Annotated in this window: 14 protein-coding genes and 1 riboswitch; of the genes, 8 read left to right on the top strand and 6 right to left on the bottom strand. The window is 56.3% G+C overall.

From position 1 onward, the window contains the following. The first annotated feature begins 67 nt into the window (after positions 1 to 67). Positions 68 to 4,291 (top strand): DNA-directed RNA polymerase subunit beta', encoded by a 4,224-nt coding sequence (rpoC, locus tag CKF42_RS18695; RefSeq protein ID WP_009092657.1) that lies wholly within the window; start codon positions 68 to 70, stop codon positions 4,289 to 4,291. 55 nt (positions 4,292 to 4,346) lie between these two features. On the opposite strand, the gene CKF42_RS18700 is transcribed toward rpoC, so the two are convergent. After that, complete coding sequence (locus CKF42_RS18700; protein WP_046100988.1) at positions 4,347 to 4,529, bottom strand: DUF1127 domain-containing protein; 183 nt, start codon at positions 4,527 to 4,529, stop codon at positions 4,347 to 4,349. A gap of 174 nt (positions 4,530 to 4,703) precedes the next feature. Between CKF42_RS18700 and CKF42_RS18705 the strand changes: the two genes are divergently transcribed. Beyond that, a complete protein-coding gene (locus CKF42_RS18705) occupies positions 4,704 to 6,158 on the top strand; it encodes a PLP-dependent aminotransferase family protein (RefSeq protein ID WP_111208894.1) in 1,455 nt (484 codons plus the stop codon). A 193-nt stretch (positions 6,159 to 6,351) separates the two neighbouring features. Here the strand turns inward: CKF42_RS18705 and thiE are convergent, their stop codons facing one another. The 3 genes from thiE to CKF42_RS18720 all read right to left on the bottom strand — a co-directional run bounded on the left by thiE (position 6,352) and on the right by CKF42_RS18720 (position 9,751). Next, positions 6,352 to 6,978, bottom strand: coding sequence for a thiamine phosphate synthase (gene thiE, locus CKF42_RS18710; RefSeq protein ID WP_009092654.1), 627 nt, complete (start codon positions 6,976 to 6,978; stop codon positions 6,352 to 6,354). Between the two features lie 2 nt (positions 6,979 to 6,980). Then, positions 6,981 to 8,903: a phosphomethylpyrimidine synthase ThiC gene (gene thiC / locus CKF42_RS18715; protein ID WP_111208895.1), complete on the bottom strand. Its 1,923-nt coding sequence runs from the start codon at positions 8,901 to 8,903 to the stop codon at positions 6,981 to 6,983. An 87-nt stretch (positions 8,904 to 8,990) separates the two neighbouring features. Then, positions 8,991 to 9,091: riboswitch (TPP riboswitch) on the bottom strand. Between the two features lie 153 nt (positions 9,092 to 9,244). Then, positions 9,245 to 9,751 carry an Rsd/AlgQ family anti-sigma factor gene (locus CKF42_RS18720; protein WP_009092652.1) on the bottom strand — a complete coding sequence of 169 codons (507 nt, stop codon included), beginning with the start codon at positions 9,749 to 9,751 and terminating at the stop codon, positions 9,245 to 9,247. Positions 9,752 to 9,840: 89 nt separating this feature from the next. Here CKF42_RS18720 and nudC point away from each other — a divergent pair, with 89 nt between their 5' ends. The 6 genes from nudC (at position 9,841) to CKF42_RS18750 (ending at position 14,237) form a co-directional block, all read left to right on the top strand. Continuing rightward, a complete protein-coding gene (gene nudC, locus CKF42_RS18725; protein ID WP_058958346.1) occupies positions 9,841 to 10,611 on the top strand; it encodes an NAD(+) diphosphatase in 771 nt (256 codons plus the stop codon). Between the two features lie 40 nt (positions 10,612 to 10,651). Next, entirely contained in the window at positions 10,652 to 11,719 is a 1,068-nt protein-coding gene (gene hemE / locus CKF42_RS18730; RefSeq protein WP_009092650.1) for a uroporphyrinogen decarboxylase, read from the top strand. Between the two features lie 2 nt (positions 11,720 to 11,721). Further along, a complete protein-coding gene (gene nfi / locus CKF42_RS18735; RefSeq protein ID WP_009092649.1) occupies positions 11,722 to 12,390 on the top strand; it encodes a deoxyribonuclease V in 669 nt (222 codons plus the stop codon). Positions 12,391 to 12,453: 63 nt separating this feature from the next. Then, entirely contained in the window at positions 12,454 to 13,044 is a 591-nt protein-coding gene (locus tag CKF42_RS18740; protein WP_009092648.1) for a YjaG family protein, read from the top strand. 188 nt (positions 13,045 to 13,232) lie between these two features. Continuing rightward, on the top strand, positions 13,233 to 13,505 hold the full coding sequence (gene hupA, locus CKF42_RS18745) for a nucleoid-associated protein HU-alpha (RefSeq protein ID WP_003850136.1): 273 nt from the start codon (positions 13,233 to 13,235) through the stop codon (positions 13,503 to 13,505). A gap of 69 nt (positions 13,506 to 13,574) precedes the next feature. Beyond that, complete coding sequence (locus tag CKF42_RS18750; protein ID WP_009092647.1) at positions 13,575 to 14,237, top strand: DUF1481 domain-containing protein; 663 nt, start codon at positions 13,575 to 13,577, stop codon at positions 14,235 to 14,237. A 33-nt stretch (positions 14,238 to 14,270) separates the two neighbouring features. Here the strand turns inward: CKF42_RS18750 and purD are convergent, their stop codons facing one another. Together purD and purH are read right to left on the bottom strand one after the other, a co-directional pair. Further along, complete coding sequence (gene purD / locus CKF42_RS18755; RefSeq protein WP_009092646.1) at positions 14,271 to 15,551, bottom strand: phosphoribosylamine--glycine ligase; 1,281 nt, start codon at positions 15,549 to 15,551, stop codon at positions 14,271 to 14,273. 19 nt (positions 15,552 to 15,570) lie between these two features. Next, positions 15,571 to 17,160: a bifunctional phosphoribosylaminoimidazolecarboxamide formyltransferase/IMP cyclohydrolase gene (gene purH, locus CKF42_RS18760; RefSeq protein ID WP_046100994.1), complete on the bottom strand. Its 1,590-nt coding sequence runs from the start codon at positions 17,158 to 17,160 to the stop codon at positions 15,571 to 15,573. Positions 17,161 to 17,633 lie beyond the last annotated feature (473 nt).

The raw sequence follows: 17,633 nt of genomic DNA on the forward strand, positions 1-17,633 counted from the left end.
TACTGGTTACGGGGCGTTCAATTTCGGTTGGACGCCCCCTGAGTCTCACTCCGACGGGAGCTAATCCGTGAAAGACTTACTTAAGTTTCTGAAAGCGCAAACTAAGACCGAAGAGTTTGATGCGATCAAAATTGCGCTGGCTTCGCCAGACATGATCCGTTCCTGGTCTTTTGGTGAAGTGAAAAAGCCAGAAACCATTAACTACCGTACTTTTAAGCCAGAGCGCGATGGTCTGTTCTGTGCCCGTATCTTCGGGCCGGTAAAAGACTATGAGTGCCTGTGCGGTAAGTACAAGCGTCTGAAACACCGTGGTGTGATTTGTGAGAAGTGCGGCGTTGAAGTGACCCAGACTAAAGTACGCCGTGAGCGTATGGGCCACATCGAACTGGCGTCGCCGACTGCGCACATCTGGTTCCTGAAGTCACTGCCATCGCGTATCGGCTTGCTGCTGGATATGCCACTGCGTGACATCGAGCGCGTGCTCTACTTTGAATCTTACGTGGTAATCGAAGGTGGCATGACCAACCTCGAGAAGCGTCAGATCCTGACTGAAGAGCAGTACCTTGACGCACTGGAAGAGTTCGGTGACGAGTTCGACGCCAAAATGGGCGCCGAAGCGATCCAGGCCCTGTTGAAAAACATGGATCTGGACCAGGAGTGCGAGCAGCTGCGTGAAGAGCTGAACGAAACCAACTCTGAAACCAAGCGTAAAAAGCTGACCAAGCGTATCAAGCTGCTGGAAGCGTTCGTTCAGTCTGGTAACAAGCCAGAGTGGATGATCCTGACCGTGCTGCCTGTTCTGCCACCGGATCTGCGTCCGCTGGTTCCGCTGGATGGCGGACGTTTTGCTACGTCAGATCTGAACGATCTTTATCGTCGCGTGATCAACCGTAACAACCGTCTGAAGCGCCTGCTGGATCTGGCTGCGCCAGATATCATCGTGCGCAACGAAAAGCGTATGCTGCAGGAAGCGGTCGATGCACTGCTGGACAACGGTCGTCGCGGTCGTGCGATCACCGGTTCCAACAAGCGTCCGCTGAAATCGCTGGCTGACATGATCAAAGGTAAGCAGGGTCGTTTCCGTCAGAACCTGCTGGGTAAACGTGTCGACTACTCCGGTCGTTCGGTTATCACCGTAGGTCCATACCTGCGTCTGCATCAGTGCGGTCTGCCGAAGAAAATGGCACTCGAACTGTTCAAACCGTTTATTTACGGCAAGCTGGAACTGCGTGGCCTGGCCACCACCATCAAAGCCGCGAAGAAAATGGTTGAGCGCGAAGAAGCGGTTGTCTGGGATATCCTCGACGAAGTGATCCGTGAGCACCCGGTTCTGCTGAACCGTGCGCCTACGCTGCACCGTCTGGGTATTCAGGCCTTTGAACCGGTTCTGATCGAAGGTAAAGCTATCCAGCTGCACCCGCTGGTTTGTGCGGCGTATAACGCCGACTTCGATGGTGACCAGATGGCTGTTCACGTTCCGCTGACGCTGGAAGCCCAGCTGGAAGCGCGTGCGCTGATGATGTCTACCAACAACATCCTGTCACCTGCGAACGGCGAGCCAATCATCGTTCCTTCTCAGGACGTTGTACTGGGTCTGTACTACATGACCCGTGACTGTGTTAACGCCAAAGGCGAAGGCATGGTACTGACTGGCCCGAAAGAAGCTGAGCGTATTTATCGCGCTGGCCTGGCCTCACTGCACGCTCGCGTTAAGGTGCGTATCACCGAACACGAGAAAAATGAGCAGGATGAGTGGGTTGCGAAAACCAGCCTGATCGACACCACGATTGGCCGTGCCATCCTGTGGATGATCGTGCCGAAAGGTCTGCCTTACTCCATCGTGAACCAGGCGCTGGGTAAAAAAGCGATCTCCAAAATGCTGAACACCTGTTACCGCATTCTGGGGCTGAAGCCGACCGTTATCTTTGCTGACCAGACCATGTACACCGGTTTCGCCTACGCAGCCCGTTCAGGCGCGTCAGTCGGTATCGACGACATGGTTATTCCAGAGAAGAAAGTGGAAATCATCACCGAAGCGGAAGCGGAAGTGGCCGAGATCCAGGAACAGTTCCAGTCTGGTCTGGTTACCGCGGGTGAACGTTATAACAAAGTCATCGATATCTGGGCCGCAGCCAACGAACGTGTTGCCAAGGCGATGATGGAAAACCTCTCTACTGAAACCGTGATTAACCGTGACGGCGAAGAAGAGAAACAGGTTTCCTTTAACAGCATCTTTATGATGGCCGACTCCGGTGCGCGTGGTTCTGCTGCACAGATTCGTCAGCTGGCCGGTATGCGTGGTCTGATGGCGAAGCCAGATGGCTCCATCATCGAGACGCCGATTACCGCGAACTTCCGTGAAGGTCTGAACGTACTCCAGTACTTCATCTCAACCCACGGTGCGCGTAAAGGTCTTGCGGATACCGCACTGAAAACCGCGAACTCCGGTTATCTGACGCGTCGTCTGGTTGACGTTGCCCAGGATCTGGTTGTGACCGAAGATGACTGTGGTACGCACGAAGGCATCATGATGACCCCGGTCATCGAAGGTGGCGACGTGAAAGAGCCACTGCGCGAACGCGTTCTGGGTCGTGTGACCGCGGAAGACGTTCTGAAGCCGGGCTCGGCTGACATTCTGGTTCCACGTAACACCCTGCTCGATGAGCACTGGTGTGACGTGCTGGAACTGAACTCAGTCGACAGCCTGAAAGTGCGTTCTGTCGTAGGTTGTGAAACTGACTTTGGTGTGTGTGCGCATTGCTACGGTCGCGACCTGGCACGTGGTCACATCATCAACAAAGGTGAAGCGATCGGTGTTATCGCGGCACAGTCCATCGGTGAGCCGGGTACACAGCTGACGATGCGTACGTTCCACATCGGTGGTGCGGCATCACGTGCGGCTGCTGAATCCAGCATTCAGGTGAAGAACAAAGGTACCATCAAGCTGACCAACGCCAAGTCGGTAACGAACTCGGCAGGTAAGCTGGTGATCACCTCGCGTAACGTCGAACTGAAAATGATCGATGAATTTGGTCGTACCAAAGAGAGCTATAAAGTTCCTTACGGTTCTACCATGGCGAAAGGTGATGGTGAGCAGGTTGCAGCGGGCGAAACCGTAGCAAACTGGGATCCGCATACCATGCCAGTTATCACCGAAGTGGGCGGTTTCATTCGCTTCACCGACATGATTGACGGCCAGACCATTACCCGTCAGACAGATGACCTGACCGGTCTTTCTTCGCTGGTGGTGCTGGACAGTGCTGAACGTACGTCAGGCGGTAAAGATCTGCGTCCTGCGCTGAAAATTGTTGATGCCAGCGGCAACGACGTTCTGATCCCAGGCACTGATATGCCTGCTCAGTACTTCCTGCCGGGTAAAGCGATTGTTCAGCTGGAAGATGGCGTTAAGATCAGTGCTGGTGACACGCTGGCGCGTGTTCCGCAGGAATCTGGCGGTACCAAGGATATTACCGGTGGTCTGCCACGCGTTGCTGACCTGTTCGAAGCGCGTCGTCCGAAAGAGCCGGCTATCCTGGCTGAGATCAGCGGTATCATCTCCTTCGGTAAAGAGACCAAAGGTAAACGTCGTCTGGTCATCACGCCGCTGGATGGCAGTGAGCCATACGAAGAGATGATTCCGAAATGGCGTCAGCTGAACGTGTTCGAAGGTGAACGTGTTGAGCGCGGTGACGTGGTTTCCGATGGCCCAGAGTCTCCACATGACATCCTGCGCTTGCGTGGCGTGCATGCGGTGACCCGTTATATCACTAACGAAGTGCAGGAAGTTTATCGTCTGCAGGGCGTTAAGATTAACGATAAGCACATCGAAGTCATCGTTCGTCAGATGCTGCGTAAAGCGACCATCGTGAGCGCAGGAAGCACCGACTTCCTGGAAGGTGAGCAGGCTGAATTCTCTCGCATCAAGATCTCTAACCGTGATCTGGAAGCGAACGGAAAAGTTGGCGCAACCTTCGTACGTGACCTGCTGGGTATTACCAAAGCATCACTGGCAACCGAATCGTTCATCTCTGCCGCATCGTTCCAGGAAACGACCCGTGTCCTGACCGAAGCAGCAGTAGCAGGTAAGCGTGATGAACTGCGCGGCCTGAAAGAGAACGTCATCGTGGGTCGTCTGATTCCGGCCGGTACCGGTTATGCATACCATCAGGATCGTATGCGCCGTAAAGCGGCGGGTGAAGTTCCGGCTGCACCGCAGGTGACTGCGGATGAAGCCTCAGCCAGTCTGGCTGAACTGCTGAACGCCGGCCTCGGCGGCAGCAAAGACGATTAATCGTCCTTCGCCTGATAAAAACCCTGCTTCGGCAGGGTTTTTTTTTGTCTCTGATTCAGCCATTCCAGTCATTGCGGCCGATGCCGATATCTTTCAGCTGACTGTCACTCAGTCTCGACAGAATAGCGCGCGTTTCGCGCCGCAGCTGCCAGCGTCTGAAGCTGCGCCACAGATAACGGAGCAGAAGGTAAGGCGTAACAGCAAAGGGCTTAGCGGCGCGATTTTCATCATATCCCATGATAGTTTCCTCAATGATTGGCCTGAGCACTATTTTCCGGGGATACACCTGTATGATACAGACTCAAAAATCACCTTTTATTAACATACAGATTGAAGAGATCGCGATCTGAATGGTAAAAAAGGAGCCTGACTGTACTGGTCGCTCATCATCACGCTGGCAGGAGAGGATACAATGACCCGCTATGAACATCTGGCCACGTTGCTGGCACAGCGTATCGAACAGGGCTTGTTTCGCAGCGGGGAGCGTCTGCCCTCTGTGCGCAGCCTGAGTGCGGAACATGGGGTGAGTATCAGCACGGTGCAGCAGGCTTATCGCCTGCTGGAAGAGAAGCAGATGATTATCCCGCAGTCGCGCTCCGGCTATTTTGTGGCGTCACACAAAGCCACGCCGCCGGTACCTGCGCTGACCCGTCCCGTGCAGCGGCCTGTTGAGGTGACGCAGTGGGACGCGGTGCTGGAGCTGCTCAACAGCCGGCTGGAAGATGACGTACTGCAACTGGGCAGCGGCATGCCCGATCTGACCCAGCCGACCCTGAAGCCGCTGTGGAAAGCCTTCAGCCGTCAGGCTCAGAAGCAGGAGGCTGGCCTGCTGAATTATGACAACCTCTATGGCGTCCTCGCGCTGCGGAAACAGGTTGCCAGGCTGGCGATCGATAGCGGCTGTCAGCTTACCGCCGATGATATTGTTATCACGACCGGCTGCCATGAAGCCTTATCGGTAGCCGTGCGGGCGGTCTGTGAACCGGGCGATATCATCGCCGTCGAGTCGCCCTCTTTTCACGGTATCATGCAAACCCTGCGTGGCTTTGGCATCCGGGCCATTGAAATTCCGACCGATGCGATAACCGGCATCAGTCTTGAGGCGCTGGAACTGGCTTTTGACCAGTGGCCCATTAAAGCGGTCATCGTTGTTCCGAACTGCAATAATCCGCTCGGCTTTATCATGCCTGAGGCGCGCAAACGGGCGTTACTGGCGCTGGCGCAGCGTTTTGATGCGGCCATCATCGAAGATGACGTTTATGGAGAGTTAGCCTGGGAATATCCCCGTCCGCCCGCCATTAAGGCGCTCGATATGGATGGCCGGGTGCTGCTCTGCAGCTCCTTTTCAAAAACGCTGGCGCCAGGTCTGCGGGTTGGCTGGGTGGCACCTGGCCGTTATCGCGACCGCGTGCTGCACATGAAATATATCGTCACAGGCTCTACGGCTACGCAGCCTCAGCATGCCGTTTCCGAGTTTATCCGCCAGGGCCATTATCAGCCTCATCTGCGCCGGATGCGGCAGATCTATCACCGCAACTATGAAACTTTCAGCTGCTGGGTGCGCCACTACTTTCCCTGCGGTATCTGCGTCTCTCGTCCTCAGGGCGGTTTTATGATGTGGATAGAACTTCCTGAAGCGTTTGACGCCGTCCGGCTTAACCGCGAACTGCGCGAGTCAAAAATCCAGATTGCCGTCGGCTCACTCTTTTCAGCATCGGGGAAATATCGCAACTGTCTGCGTCTGAACTTTGCGCTGCCCATCACCGATCAGACGGAACAGGCGCTGGCACGGCTGGGTGCGGCCGTGGAACGCGCCATGCTCTCCTGTCAGCATGAGACGCCTGCTTCCGCTCCCGATGTCGCTTAAACCGAAGAAGAAGCAGGGCCGGCAAGAGGAGGGAACCGGCCCTGGTCAGATAACCTTCACCTGACGACGGCCACGTTAAAGTACCGGTTCAGGAGGTGCCACCGTCAGCCTCTGCTTCTGCGCGCCGCTTTCCCGGAAAGTGGTGGACGTTACCGCATTTGCCGCCAGGATGCGGGACAGGTTCCGGAAATCGCTATCCGTGAGGCTCTGCCAGCGCCAGCAGGGTGCGCGTGGCTTCACGCCAGTCATCTGCCTGGGTAATCGCACTCACCACAGCAATGCTGCCCACGCCGGTTGCCAGGACTTCCGGTGCCCGGGCAATCGAGATACCGCCAATCGCCACGGTGGGGATGTGCGTCAGGCGTGCCAGATGTCGCTTCAGTTGTTCCACGCCCTGAGGCGCAGAAGGCATCGCTTTGGTCTGCGTCGGGAAGATATGTCCCAGCGCAATGTAAGAGGGCTGGATCGCCAGGGCGCGATCCAGCTCGGTATCATCATGGGTGGAGATCCCGAGCCGCAATCCTGCCTGGCGAATCCGGGCGAGATCGGCAACATCCAGATCTTCCTGACCCAGATGCACACCATAGGCGTCATGTCTGATCGCCAGCTCCCAGTAATCATTGATAAACAGGCGCGCATCGTAGCGTTTGCCCAGCGCTATCGCCTGAGCAATCGCGGGTTCGGCAATCTCATCAGGCTGATCTTTTATGCGCAGCTGCAACGTGCGCACGCCCGCCGTCAGCAGGCGTTCAATCCAGGCGGGGCTGTCAACCACCGGATAGAGCCCCAGGCGCGGGGCGGTAGCAGGAAAGGCAGACATGGTTACTCCTCCTCAATAACATCGGCAGAGTGATAAAGCTCACCCCCGCGGCTGCGGAAATGCTCTGACATCCGGGCCATGCCCACTTCCACCGGTTCAGCGCGGCTATCCTGGCGTGCCGCAAACTCGCGCACCTCCTGAGAAATCTTCATTGAGCAGAATTTAGGGCCGCACATTGAACAGAAATGGGCCACTTTGCCTGACTCCTGCGGCAGGGTTTCATCATGCATGGCGCGGGCGGTGTGAGGGTCCAGCGCCAGGTTGAACTGATCTTCCCAGCGGAATTCAAAGCGCGCTTTGGACATGGCGTTATCGCGGATCTGCGCAGCGGGATGGCCTTTAGCCAGGTCGGCAGCATGTGCCGCGATTTTGTAGGTGATCAGCCCCTGTTTGACATCCTCTTTGTTCGGCAGCCCCAGATGCTCTTTAGGTGTGACGTAACAGAGCATGGCGCAGCCAAACCAGCCAATCATGGCGGCCCCGATTCCGGAGGTAAAGTGGTCATAGCCCGGTGCGATGTCGGTGGTCAGCGGGCCGAGGGTGTAGAAGGGGGCTTCATCGCACAGGTCGAGCTGTTCGGTCATGTTGCGGCGGATCATATGCATCGGCACATGGCCCGGCCCTTCAATCATCACCTGTACATCATATTCCCAGGCAATACGGGTCAGTTCGCCCAGGGTACGCAGCTCAGCGAACTGCGCCTCATCGTTCGCATCCTGAATCGAACCCGGCCGCAGACCATCGCCCAGCGACAGCGACACATCGTAAGCGGCGCAGATTTCACAAATCTCCCGGAAATGCTGATAAAGGAAGTTCTCCTGATGATGCGACAGGCACCATTTCGCCATGATCGATCCGCCGCGCGACACGATCCCGGTCAGCCGCTTCGCCGTCATCGGGACATAACGCAGCAGGACGCCAGCGTGTATCGTGAAGTAATCCACCCCCTGTTCCGCCTGCTCAAGCAGCGTGTCGCGGAAAACGTCCCAGTTCAGTGCCTCGGCCACGCCGTTCACTTTTTCCAGCGCCTGATAGATCGGCACGGTGCCGATGGGGACCGGGCTGTTCCGCAGAATCCACTCGCGCGTTTCATGAATATAGCGGCCGGTAGAGAGATCCATCACCGTATCGGCCCCCCAGCGCGTCGACCAGACCAGTTTTTCCACCTCCTCTTCAATGGAGGAGGTGACCGCCGAGTTACCGATATTGGCATTCACCTTAACCAGAAAGTTACGGCCGATGATCATCGGCTCCGATTCCGGGTGATTGATATTGGCAGGGATGATGGCCCGTCCGGCTGCCACCTCCTGCCGCACAAACTCCGGTGTGATGCTGGCTGGCAGATGCGCACCAAAATTGTGGCCCGGATGCTGTTGCAGCAGCACTTCACTGCGAATCCGCTCACGGCCCATATTTTCCCGCAGCGCAATAAACTCCATTTCCGGGGTGATGATCCCCTGGCGGGCATAATGCAGCTGGGTGACGCGGCGGCCTGGACAGGCCCGGCGTGGCGTCGGTAGGTGATCGAAGCGCAGATGGTCCAGCCCCTCATCAGCCAGCCGTTGCTGGGTGTAGCCGGAACTGTTTTGTGGCAGGTATTCGCTGTCATCGCGTTCCGCTATCCAGCGGGCGCGCAGTTTTTCCAGGCCGCGATGAACATCGATCTGTGCCGCGGGATCGCCATAGGCACCTGCCGTGTCGTAAACCGGCACCGCTTCGTTTGGCTCATAGGTCGGCTGGGCTTTGCTGCCACCGGTGTGGGTCGGGCTTAGCGTGATCTCGCGCATCGGAACGCGAATATCGTCACGGCTGCCGGTTATCCAGATGCGACGGGACTGGGGAAATGCACTGCCGCTTTGCAGCGAATCAATAAACTCCTGCGCCTGGGCACGTTGTTCACGACGGGTCATTTTTGGGTCAGACATAGCAATCTTCCTGTTCAGGGGGAACGATGCTTGTCCGGAGTTCGGAAGGAGTAGCGGTATCGGCAGCATAAGAATGCTGGCATACCGTAAAAATTTACTCTTGTTCCCTTCGCAGGTTCTAACCTGATCAGGTTCCGCGGATCCCGAATTAACGGTCTCAGCCCGGCTGGGCACTCCGACAAGAAGCGCTTTTTACGCACCAATCTGACCGGCAGATTGGGCGTAAAAATCGTGTTTTTCACAGCAAAAAATAAAAAAGGTTCGTCGGCGTAGTGGCCTCGGAACCTCTTCAGCATAAAAGGGCGAGTGGATAATCTCAACCCTTTTGGTGGTGATACCGGTTAAGCGGGACGGGCAATCTGACTGTCATTGGCAACCGGCGGGGTAGCCAGCTGATTATCCCATGCCAGCTGGATCAGCTTATCTTCCAGCGTGAAGCGCGACTCCAGCACTTCGCCCACTTCTGAAAGCGCCTGCTGGAAAGTCATGCAGTTTTCATCGTCTATCGCCTGTTGCAGGTGACCATCATAGAGCTGCATCAGCCGCTCGGTGTTGGCTTCCAGTGGCGGATAGATCTGCGCAGCCGCAATCATCGGGCTGTCACCGTTCATTTCACTGATAACACGTTCATAGATACTGAAGTGACCGGCCGAAAGATAATCGACCAGGCTGTGACAGAAGTTGTCCAGCGCCTGCTCATCGAGACGGGTCAGGGCTTCTTTGTTGGGCTTCAGGCCGACCAGATGATAATAGGTCACCAGCAGCTGGCGACGGGCTTCGAGCCAGGAATCGACCAGCTCATTACTGCCACCTACGCGTTCAGCCAGGACGTTTAACTGGTTAAGCATATCTGACTCCATGTGAGTTATAGTTGTTTATCAACACACTTAACATCAGGGCTTCAGCGTACGATTTGACGCTAAGGATGACGAAATAAATGCAATGCGAAATCTCAAGCGTAGACGCTGGATGGTGGATTGTCAGCCATGAACAGAAACTTTGGTTGCCACAAGGTGATTTACCCCACGGAAACGCCGAAAATTTTGGTCTGACTGGCAGTAAAGCACGCCTTATCGGAGAGTGGCAGGGCGAACATGTCTGGCTGATTTGTGCGTCACGCTCTGCCGATATGTTCTCCGTGCGGCAGTTGATCGATCAGGATGTCGGACTGTTTCAGCTGGCGGGGCGGGGTGTGCAGCTGGCGGAGTTTTACCGCTCTCATCGCTGGTGCGGCTACTGCGGCCATGAAATGCATCACAGCAGGCATGAATTTGCCTGCCTGTGCAGTCATTGCCGTGAGCGTTACTATCCGCAAATCGCCCCCTGCATCATCGTGGCTATCCGTCGTGGTGATGAAATCCTGCTGGCAAATCATGCCCGCCATCGCAACAAGGTCTATACCGTGCTGGCCGGCTTTGTGGAGGTCGGTGAGACGCTGGAGCAGGCCGTTGCCCGCGAAGTGATGGAGGAGAGCAACATCCGCGTCAAAAACGTGCGCTATGTGACCTCTCAGCCGTGGCCCTTTCCGCAATCCCTGATGACCGCCTTCATGGCGGAGTATGACAGCGGCGATCTGCAGCATGATGGCAAAGAGCTGCTGGATGCGGCCTGGTTCCGTTTTGATGACCTTCCCCTGCTGCCTCCACCCGGCACCGTGGCACGCCGCCTGATTGAAGATACCGTCGCCCTGTGCCGCGCTGAAGTGTGAAAGTGCTACACTACACGCCTGTTATTGAGAGAGTGTTGAGATGAGTGAACTGAAGAACGATCGTTATTTGCGTGCCCTGTTACGTCAGCCGGTGGATGTCACGCCGGTATGGATGATGCGACAAGCCGGGCGCTATTTGCCGGAGTACAAAGCGACACGCGCCCAGGCGGGTGATTTTATGTCGCTGTGTAAAAACGCCGAGCTGGCCTGTGAAGTCACCCTGCAGCCGCTGCGTCGTTTTCCGCTGGATGCCGCCATCCTCTTCAGTGACATCCTGACGATTCCGGATGCGATGGGACTGGGACTCTATTTTGAAACCGGCGAAGGCCCGCGTTTCTCAAACCCTGTAACCTGCCGCGCTGACGTTGATCGCTTGCCGGTGCCCGATCCGGAGATGGAGCTGGGCTATGTGATGAACGCGGTTCGCACCATCCGCCGCAATCTGAATGGCGAGGTGCCGCTGATCGGCTTCTCCGGCAGTCCATGGACGCTGGCCACCTACATGGTGGAAGGCGGCAGCAGCAAAGCGTTTACCCGAATCAAAAAGATGATGTATGCCGAGCCTGCTACGTTGCATGCGATGCTGGATAAGCTGGCTGACAGCGTCATTCTCTATCTCAATGCGCAGATTCGCGCAGGTGCCCAGTCGGTGATGGTCTTCGACACCTGGGGCGGCGTGCTGACCGGCCGTGACTACCGCGAATTCTCCCTTCACTACATGCACAAAATTGTTGATGGCCTGCTGCGTGAAAATGATGGCCGCCGCGTGCCGGTGACGCTGTTCACCAAAGGCGGTGGACAGTGGCTGGAAGCGATGGCCGCCACCGGCTGTGATGCGCTGGGTCTCGACTGGACCACCGACATTGACGATGCGCGCCGTCGCGTGGGCGATAAAGTTGCGCTGCAGGGCAATATGGACCCCTCTATGCTCTATGCGGCACCTGAACGTATTGAGCAGGAAGTGGCCGGTATTCTGGAGCGCTTTGGTTCCGGCACCGGCCATGTCTTTAATCTGGGGCACGGCATTCATCTGGATGTGCCACCGGAAAATGCCGGTGTCTTTGTTGATGCTGTGCATCGTTTATCACGTCCCTGGCATCAGGAGTAATCATGGATATTGCCGCACTTCGCGCTGAGCAGTTACAACGCGCCGCTGACGTGGTGCGTGACGATGATTTTGATGTGTTACCGCCTCGCTATATCGGCGGGGCCGACGTAGGTTTTGAGCAGGAAGGCACGATCACACGCGCAGCGATGGTAATCCTGGAGTACCCATCGCTTCGGCTGGTGGAGCATCGCATCGCGCGTATTGAGACGACGATGCCCTACATCCCGGGCTTTCTCTCCTTCCGGGAATATCCGGCCCTGATGGCCGCCTGGGAGATGCTGGAGCAGAAGCCGGACCTGCTGTTTGTGGATGGACACGGGATTTCGCATCCCAGACGGCTCGGCGTTGCCTCGCATTTTGGTCTGCTGGTGGATGTGCCTACTATCGGGGTCGCGAAAAGCCGGCTGTGTGGTCGTTTTGCCGATCTGGATGCGCAACCGGGCAGCCGCCAGCCGCTGATCGACAAAGGTGAGCAGATTGGCTGGGTATGGCGCAGCAAGCAACGCTGCAACCCGCTGTTCGTCGCCACCGGCCACCGTGTCAGCCTGGATACTGCGCTGCAGTGGGTCGAAAACTGTACGCGCGGTTACCGTTTGCCGGAACCCACCCGCTGGGCCGATGCAGTGGCGTCGAACCGTTCCGCTTTCCAGCGCTGGCAAAACGCGCTTTAACACTGTTTGTGCTGCGCTTTTGCAGTTACACTGCGGCCAGCGAAACGAATAAGAGCCACCTTTATGTTACAAAATCCCGTTCATCTGCGTCTGGCGAAGCTGGAAAGCTGGCAGCATCTGACGTTTATGGCCTGCCTGTGCGAGCGTATGTACCCCAACTATCGCGCATTCTGCGAGCAGACTGAATTTGCCGATCCGGCACTCTATCGCCGCATCCTTGATCTGATCTGGGAAAACCTGACGGTCAAAGATGCGAAGATTAACTTCGACAGCCAGCTGGAAAAGCTCGAGGCTGCCATTCCCGATGGCGATGCGTTTGAGGTCTATGGCGTCTATCCGGCTATTGATGCCTGCGTGGCCCTGAGCGAAGTGTTACATGCCCAGCTGAGTGGTGAAACGCTGGAGCATGCGATTGAAGTCAGCAGGACATCCATTACGACGGTTGCCATGCTGGAAATGACACAGGCTGGACGCGAAATGACCGATGAGGAGCTGCGTGAAAACCCGGCTATTATCGATGAGTGGGACCTCCAGTGGGAGATTTTCCGCCTGCTGGCGGAGTGTGAAGAGCGCGACCTTGAATTGATTAAAGGTCTGCGATCTGACCTGCGTGAAGCGGGAATAAGTAACATCGGTATAAATTTCCAGCAGTAAGGCGATAAAACGTGACTTCAGGCCCGAATTAGCGCGCCTGGAGGCTTCACATTGGCCCCCTCTCTGGTCTACATTTGGGGGGCTGAAAATTGTGGCTATCGGTGCGTGCAGGCAGAAGAGTGCCAGAATATGGCTTTTCCCTCGCACTCGTTGCTTAGCAAGCGATAAATACACTTTAAGGATAACTTATGAACAAGACTCAACTGATTGATGTGATCGCAGAAAAAGCTGACCTGTCTAAAACCCAGGCTAAGGCAGCGCTGGAATCTACTCTGGCTGCGATCACTGAGTCTCTGAAAGATGGTGATGCTGTACAACTGGTTGGTTTTGGTACTTTTAAAGTGAACCACCGCGCTGAGCGTACCGGTCGTAACCCGCAGACTGGCAAAGAGATCAAAATCGCTGCAGCAAACGTACCGGCATTCGTGTCTGGTAAAGCGCTGAAAGACGCCGTTAAGTAAGACGTCGCACTGCGGTTAAGCTTTAAAACAGGGGGCGTTTCGCCCCTTTTGTTTAAGAGGCCAGCCATCATGACCCCGCTGTTTCAGCGTTTAGCTGTTCTGTTTCTCTCCCTGTTTCTGTTTAGCTGCAGCTCTGTTCCGGATATTCCCCCCTTTTCTGCCAGTGGCTATCTTGCCGATCGTGGTGTTGTGCGCATCTGGCGTAAAAACAGCGATCACCAGTCTGTCCATATTCGTACGATCTACACGCCGTTCAGTGGCGGTGAGGGCGAGGTGACCGATTATGTCTGGCTGGAAGAGGCGCTGATCAGCGTTCAGCGCCAGGTAAAAGGGAAGCAGCCTGATGATGTCACCCTGCGCTTTGACCAGGCGGGCGGCCTCAACTTTATGCAGCGTCAGCTGTCAGACCGGCGTGAAGCCGTGAGTGCTGATGCGGTGGAACTCTATAAGTTTGACGCTCAGCGGATGCGTAATCTTAGTGATGCGCTGTTGAGCGGTCGGGTATTCCTGAGGCAGGGACACTGGCTGGGCAATAATCTGCTGGAGAGTTGTGAAGGTCAGCAGGTCAGGCCCGCTTTTGATGCTGATGCCCTGCGGATACTGACACAGCAGCAGCGCAGCGCCCCGGCACCGCTGATGGTGTCATGGCTGGACGCGCCGGAAGGCATTCAGCTGTTGCGGATCAGTCAGCAGGATGAGTGCGCGCAGCAGCCGACAGAAGATGATATGTAAAAATAAAAAGGGGGCACCCGGTGCCCCCTGAACTTATTTGCGATTAATGGCGCGATAGCCAATATCGCGGCGGCAGAAGCTGCCCTGCCACGAGATGGGCTGTGTCAGCGCATAAGCCCGCTTCTGTGCCGCAGCGACATCCTCACCCAGTGCGGTAACGCACAGCACGCGGCCACCGCTGGTCAGCACCCGATCCTCTTCCAGCCGGGTTCCGGCGTGAAAGACCTTGCCGTCCGCAACCTCTTCCAGTGGCAGACCGTGGATCTGATCACCCTGACTGTAGTCACCCGGATAACCGCCCGCCGCCAGTACCACACCGAGCGCAGGACGCGGATCCCACTGCGACGTTTTCTGATCCAGTTTACCCTCACAGGCGGCCAGGCAAAGATCGACCAGATCCGACTGCAGGCGCAGCATGATCGGCTGGGTTTCCGGATCGCCGAAGCGGCAGTTGAATTCGATCACTTTCGGCTGCCCGGTGCGATCGATCATCAGACCGGCGTAGAGAAAACCGGTGTAAACGTTGCCTTCAGCAGCCATGCCGCGCACCGTCGGCCAGATAACCTGATCCATGACGCGCTGGTGGATCTCATCGGTGACGACCGGCGCCGGGGAATAGGCGCCCATTCCGCCGGTGTTCGGACCGGTATCACCATCGCCTACGCGTTTATGATCCTGGCTGGTGGCCATTGGCAGCACATGCTCGCCGTCGACCATCACAATAAAGCTGGCTTCTTCGCCATCCAGAAACTCTTCGATCACAATGCGGTGCCCGGCGTCGCCAAAGGCATTACCGGCCAGCATATCCTGAACGGCCTCTTCAGCTTCCTGCAGCGTCATCGCCACAATGACGCCTTTACCGGCGGCCAGGCCGTCAGCTTTAATAACGATAGGCGCGCCTTTTTCACGCAGATACGCGAGAGCCGGCTCGACCTCGGTAAAGTTCTGGTATGCCGCGCTGGGGATCTGATGGCGTGCCAGAAAATCTTTGGTAAATGCTTTTGAGCCTTCCAGCTGTGCGGCAGCCTGAGTCGGGCCAAAAATGGTCAGCCCAGCCTGACGGAATGCATCCACCACGCCAATGACCAGCGGTGCTTCCGGTCCGACAATGGTCAGATCGATCTTCTCGCGCTGGGCAAAATCCAGCAGGGCAGGGATATCGGTCGCACTGATTGCGACATTCTGCAGCGCAGGCTCTAATGCCGTACCGGCGTTACCTGGCGCAACAAAGACGGTTTCTGCCAGCGGCGACTGTGCCGCTTTCCAGGCCAGCGCGTGTTCACGTCCGCCATTACCAATCACTAAAATTTTCATCTGTTACTCTCCGGAACGATTAATGACGGAAGTGGCGCATATCGGTAAAGATCATGGCAATGCCGTGCTCATCCGCCGCCGCAATCACCTCTTCATCGCGGATAGAGCCGCCAGGCTGAATCACACAGCTCACGCCCACCGCAGCGGCTGCATCAATACCGTCGCGGAAGGGGAAGAACGCATCTGACGCCATGGCAGAACCTTTCACTTCCAGTCCTTCATCGCCCGCTTTGATACCGGCAATTTTAGCGGAGTAGACGCGGCTCATCTGGCCGGCACCAATCCCGATCGTCATCCCGTCACGCGCATAGACAATGGCGTTGGATTTAACAAACTTCGCGACCTTCCAGCAGAAGAGGGCATCACGCAGCTCCTGCTCCGATGGCTGACGCTTGCTGACCACGCGCAGCTGGCTGGCATCGACCATACCGAGATCGCGATCCTGAACCAGCAGGCCACCGTTGACGCGTTTGAAATCGAGCGCTGCCGTGCGGTTCTGCCACTGGCCGCAGATCAGGACACGGACATTCTGTTTCGTGGCGGTAATCTTCAGCGCGGCCTCGGAAACGGCGGGCGCGATGATCACCTCAACGAACTGGCGGCTGATAATGGCCTGTGCTGTCGCTTCATCCAGCTCGCGGTTGAAGGCGATGATGCCCCCGAACGCAGAGGTAGGGTCGGTCTGGTAAGCACGGTCATAGGCTGACAGCAGGTCGTCGCCCGTCGCAACGCCACAAGGGTTAGCATGTTTAACAATGACGCAGGCGGGGTCACTGAACTCTTTGACACACTCGAGTGCAGCATCCGTGTCAGCGATATTGTTATAGGAGAGCGCTTTGCCCTGAACCTGTTGCGCGGTGGCAACCGAGGCTTCAGCAACCTGCTCTTCTATATAGAAGGCCGCCTGCTGGTGGCTGTTTTCGCCGTAACGCATATCCTGCTTCTTGATGAAGTTCAGATTCAGGGTACGCGGGAAGCGACCCGCAGGCTGATTGCGTTCACCGTGATAGGCGGGCACCAGACTACCAAAGTAGTTCGCGATCATGCCGTCGTAGGCGGCGGTGTGTTCAAACGCTTTGATCGCCAGGTCGAAACGGGTGTCGAGCGTCAGGCCGTTCTGGTGGGCATCCATTTCAGCAATGATGGCGTCGTAGTCGCCGCTGCTGACCACGATGGCCACATCTTTGTGGTTCTTGGCAGCAGAGCGCACCATGGTCGGGCCGCCGATATCGATGTTTTCTACTGCGTCTTCCAGTGAGCATCCTTCACGGGCAACAGTCTGTGCAAAGGGATAGAGATTAACGACCACCATGTCGATAGGGCTGATGTCATGCTGCGCCATGATGGCATCATCCTGGCCGCGACGACCCAGAATGCCGCCATGCACTTTCGGATGCAGGGTTTTGACGCGTCCATCCATCATTTCCGGGAAACCGGTGTAATCAGAGACTTCTGTGACAGCCAGACCCGCATCCGCCAGCAGGCGAGCGGTTCCACCTGTGGAGAGCAGTTCGACACCGCGACTGGAGAGCGCCTGAGCAAATTCGAGGATGCCGGCTTTGTCAGAGACACTGAGCAAGGCGCGGCGTACAGGACGAGGTTGTTGCATGGTGGTTTATCCCTTGGCTTTGTTTCGCGTATAGAAGAGCGTTACATCAGGTTTTACAGCGGTTTTCTCTTCTATATAAGAAGGAAAAATCAAAAACCTCAGGTAACGCCCCTAAAAGGGGAGTCCGTCATATTGCCCGGCATTGTAGCGAAAACGTTTGCGTGATGCTCGCCTAAATTTGCCAGGCCCGGTGAATGTGGATAACGCTGTGTGTAACTGCGTATAACAGCGACTTTTGCTGTGGAATGCAGCGAACGCGCTTTTTTCTGCAATTTATGGGTTGCGCCTGTCTGACAACTCCCTATAATGCGCCTCCATCGACACGGCACAACGGCTTACGGAATGCGGTGTTGAGAGGTTCAGGAGACTGAGCCGCCGGAGAAAAACTTCTGAAAAAGAGGTTGACTCTGAAGGAGGAAAGCGTAATATACGCCACCTCGCGACAGGACGCTAACGCACTGTTCGCACTGCTC

The sequence above is a fragment of the Pantoea sp. ARC270 genome (assembly GCF_003236725.1).
Lineage (GTDB): Bacteria > Pseudomonadota > Gammaproteobacteria > Enterobacterales > Enterobacteriaceae > Pantoea > Pantoea anthophila.

Excerpts from the sequence above, each read along its gene's own strand:
- CKF42_RS18700 (WP_046100988.1), bottom strand. The coding sequence starts at position 4,529 with ATGGGATATGATGAAAATCGCGCCGCTAAGCCCTTTGCTGTTACGCCT.
- CKF42_RS18705 (WP_111208894.1), top strand. The coding sequence starts at position 4,704 with ATGACCCGCTATGAACATCTGGCCACGTTGCTGGCACAGCGTATCGAA.
- thiE (WP_009092654.1), bottom strand. The coding sequence starts at position 6,978 with ATGTCTGCCTTTCCTGCTACCGCCCCGCGCCTGGGGCTCTATCCGGTG.
- thiC (WP_111208895.1), bottom strand. The coding sequence starts at position 8,903 with ATGTCTGACCCAAAAATGACCCGTCGTGAACAACGTGCCCAGGCGCAG.
- CKF42_RS18720 (WP_009092652.1), bottom strand. The coding sequence starts at position 9,751 with ATGCTTAACCAGTTAAACGTCCTGGCTGAACGCGTAGGTGGCAGTAAT.
- nudC (WP_058958346.1), top strand. The coding sequence starts at position 9,841 with ATGCAATGCGAAATCTCAAGCGTAGACGCTGGATGGTGGATTGTCAGC.
- hemE (WP_009092650.1), top strand. The coding sequence starts at position 10,652 with ATGAGTGAACTGAAGAACGATCGTTATTTGCGTGCCCTGTTACGTCAG.
- nfi (WP_009092649.1), top strand. The coding sequence starts at position 11,722 with ATGGATATTGCCGCACTTCGCGCTGAGCAGTTACAACGCGCCGCTGAC.
- CKF42_RS18740 (WP_009092648.1), top strand. The coding sequence starts at position 12,454 with ATGTTACAAAATCCCGTTCATCTGCGTCTGGCGAAGCTGGAAAGCTGG.
- hupA (WP_003850136.1), top strand. The coding sequence starts at position 13,233 with ATGAACAAGACTCAACTGATTGATGTGATCGCAGAAAAAGCTGACCTG.
- CKF42_RS18750 (WP_009092647.1), top strand. The coding sequence starts at position 13,575 with ATGACCCCGCTGTTTCAGCGTTTAGCTGTTCTGTTTCTCTCCCTGTTT.
- purD (WP_009092646.1), bottom strand. The coding sequence starts at position 15,551 with ATGAAAATTTTAGTGATTGGTAATGGCGGACGTGAACACGCGCTGGCC.
- purH (WP_046100994.1), bottom strand. The coding sequence starts at position 17,160 with ATGCAACAACCTCGTCCTGTACGCCGCGCCTTGCTCAGTGTCTCTGAC.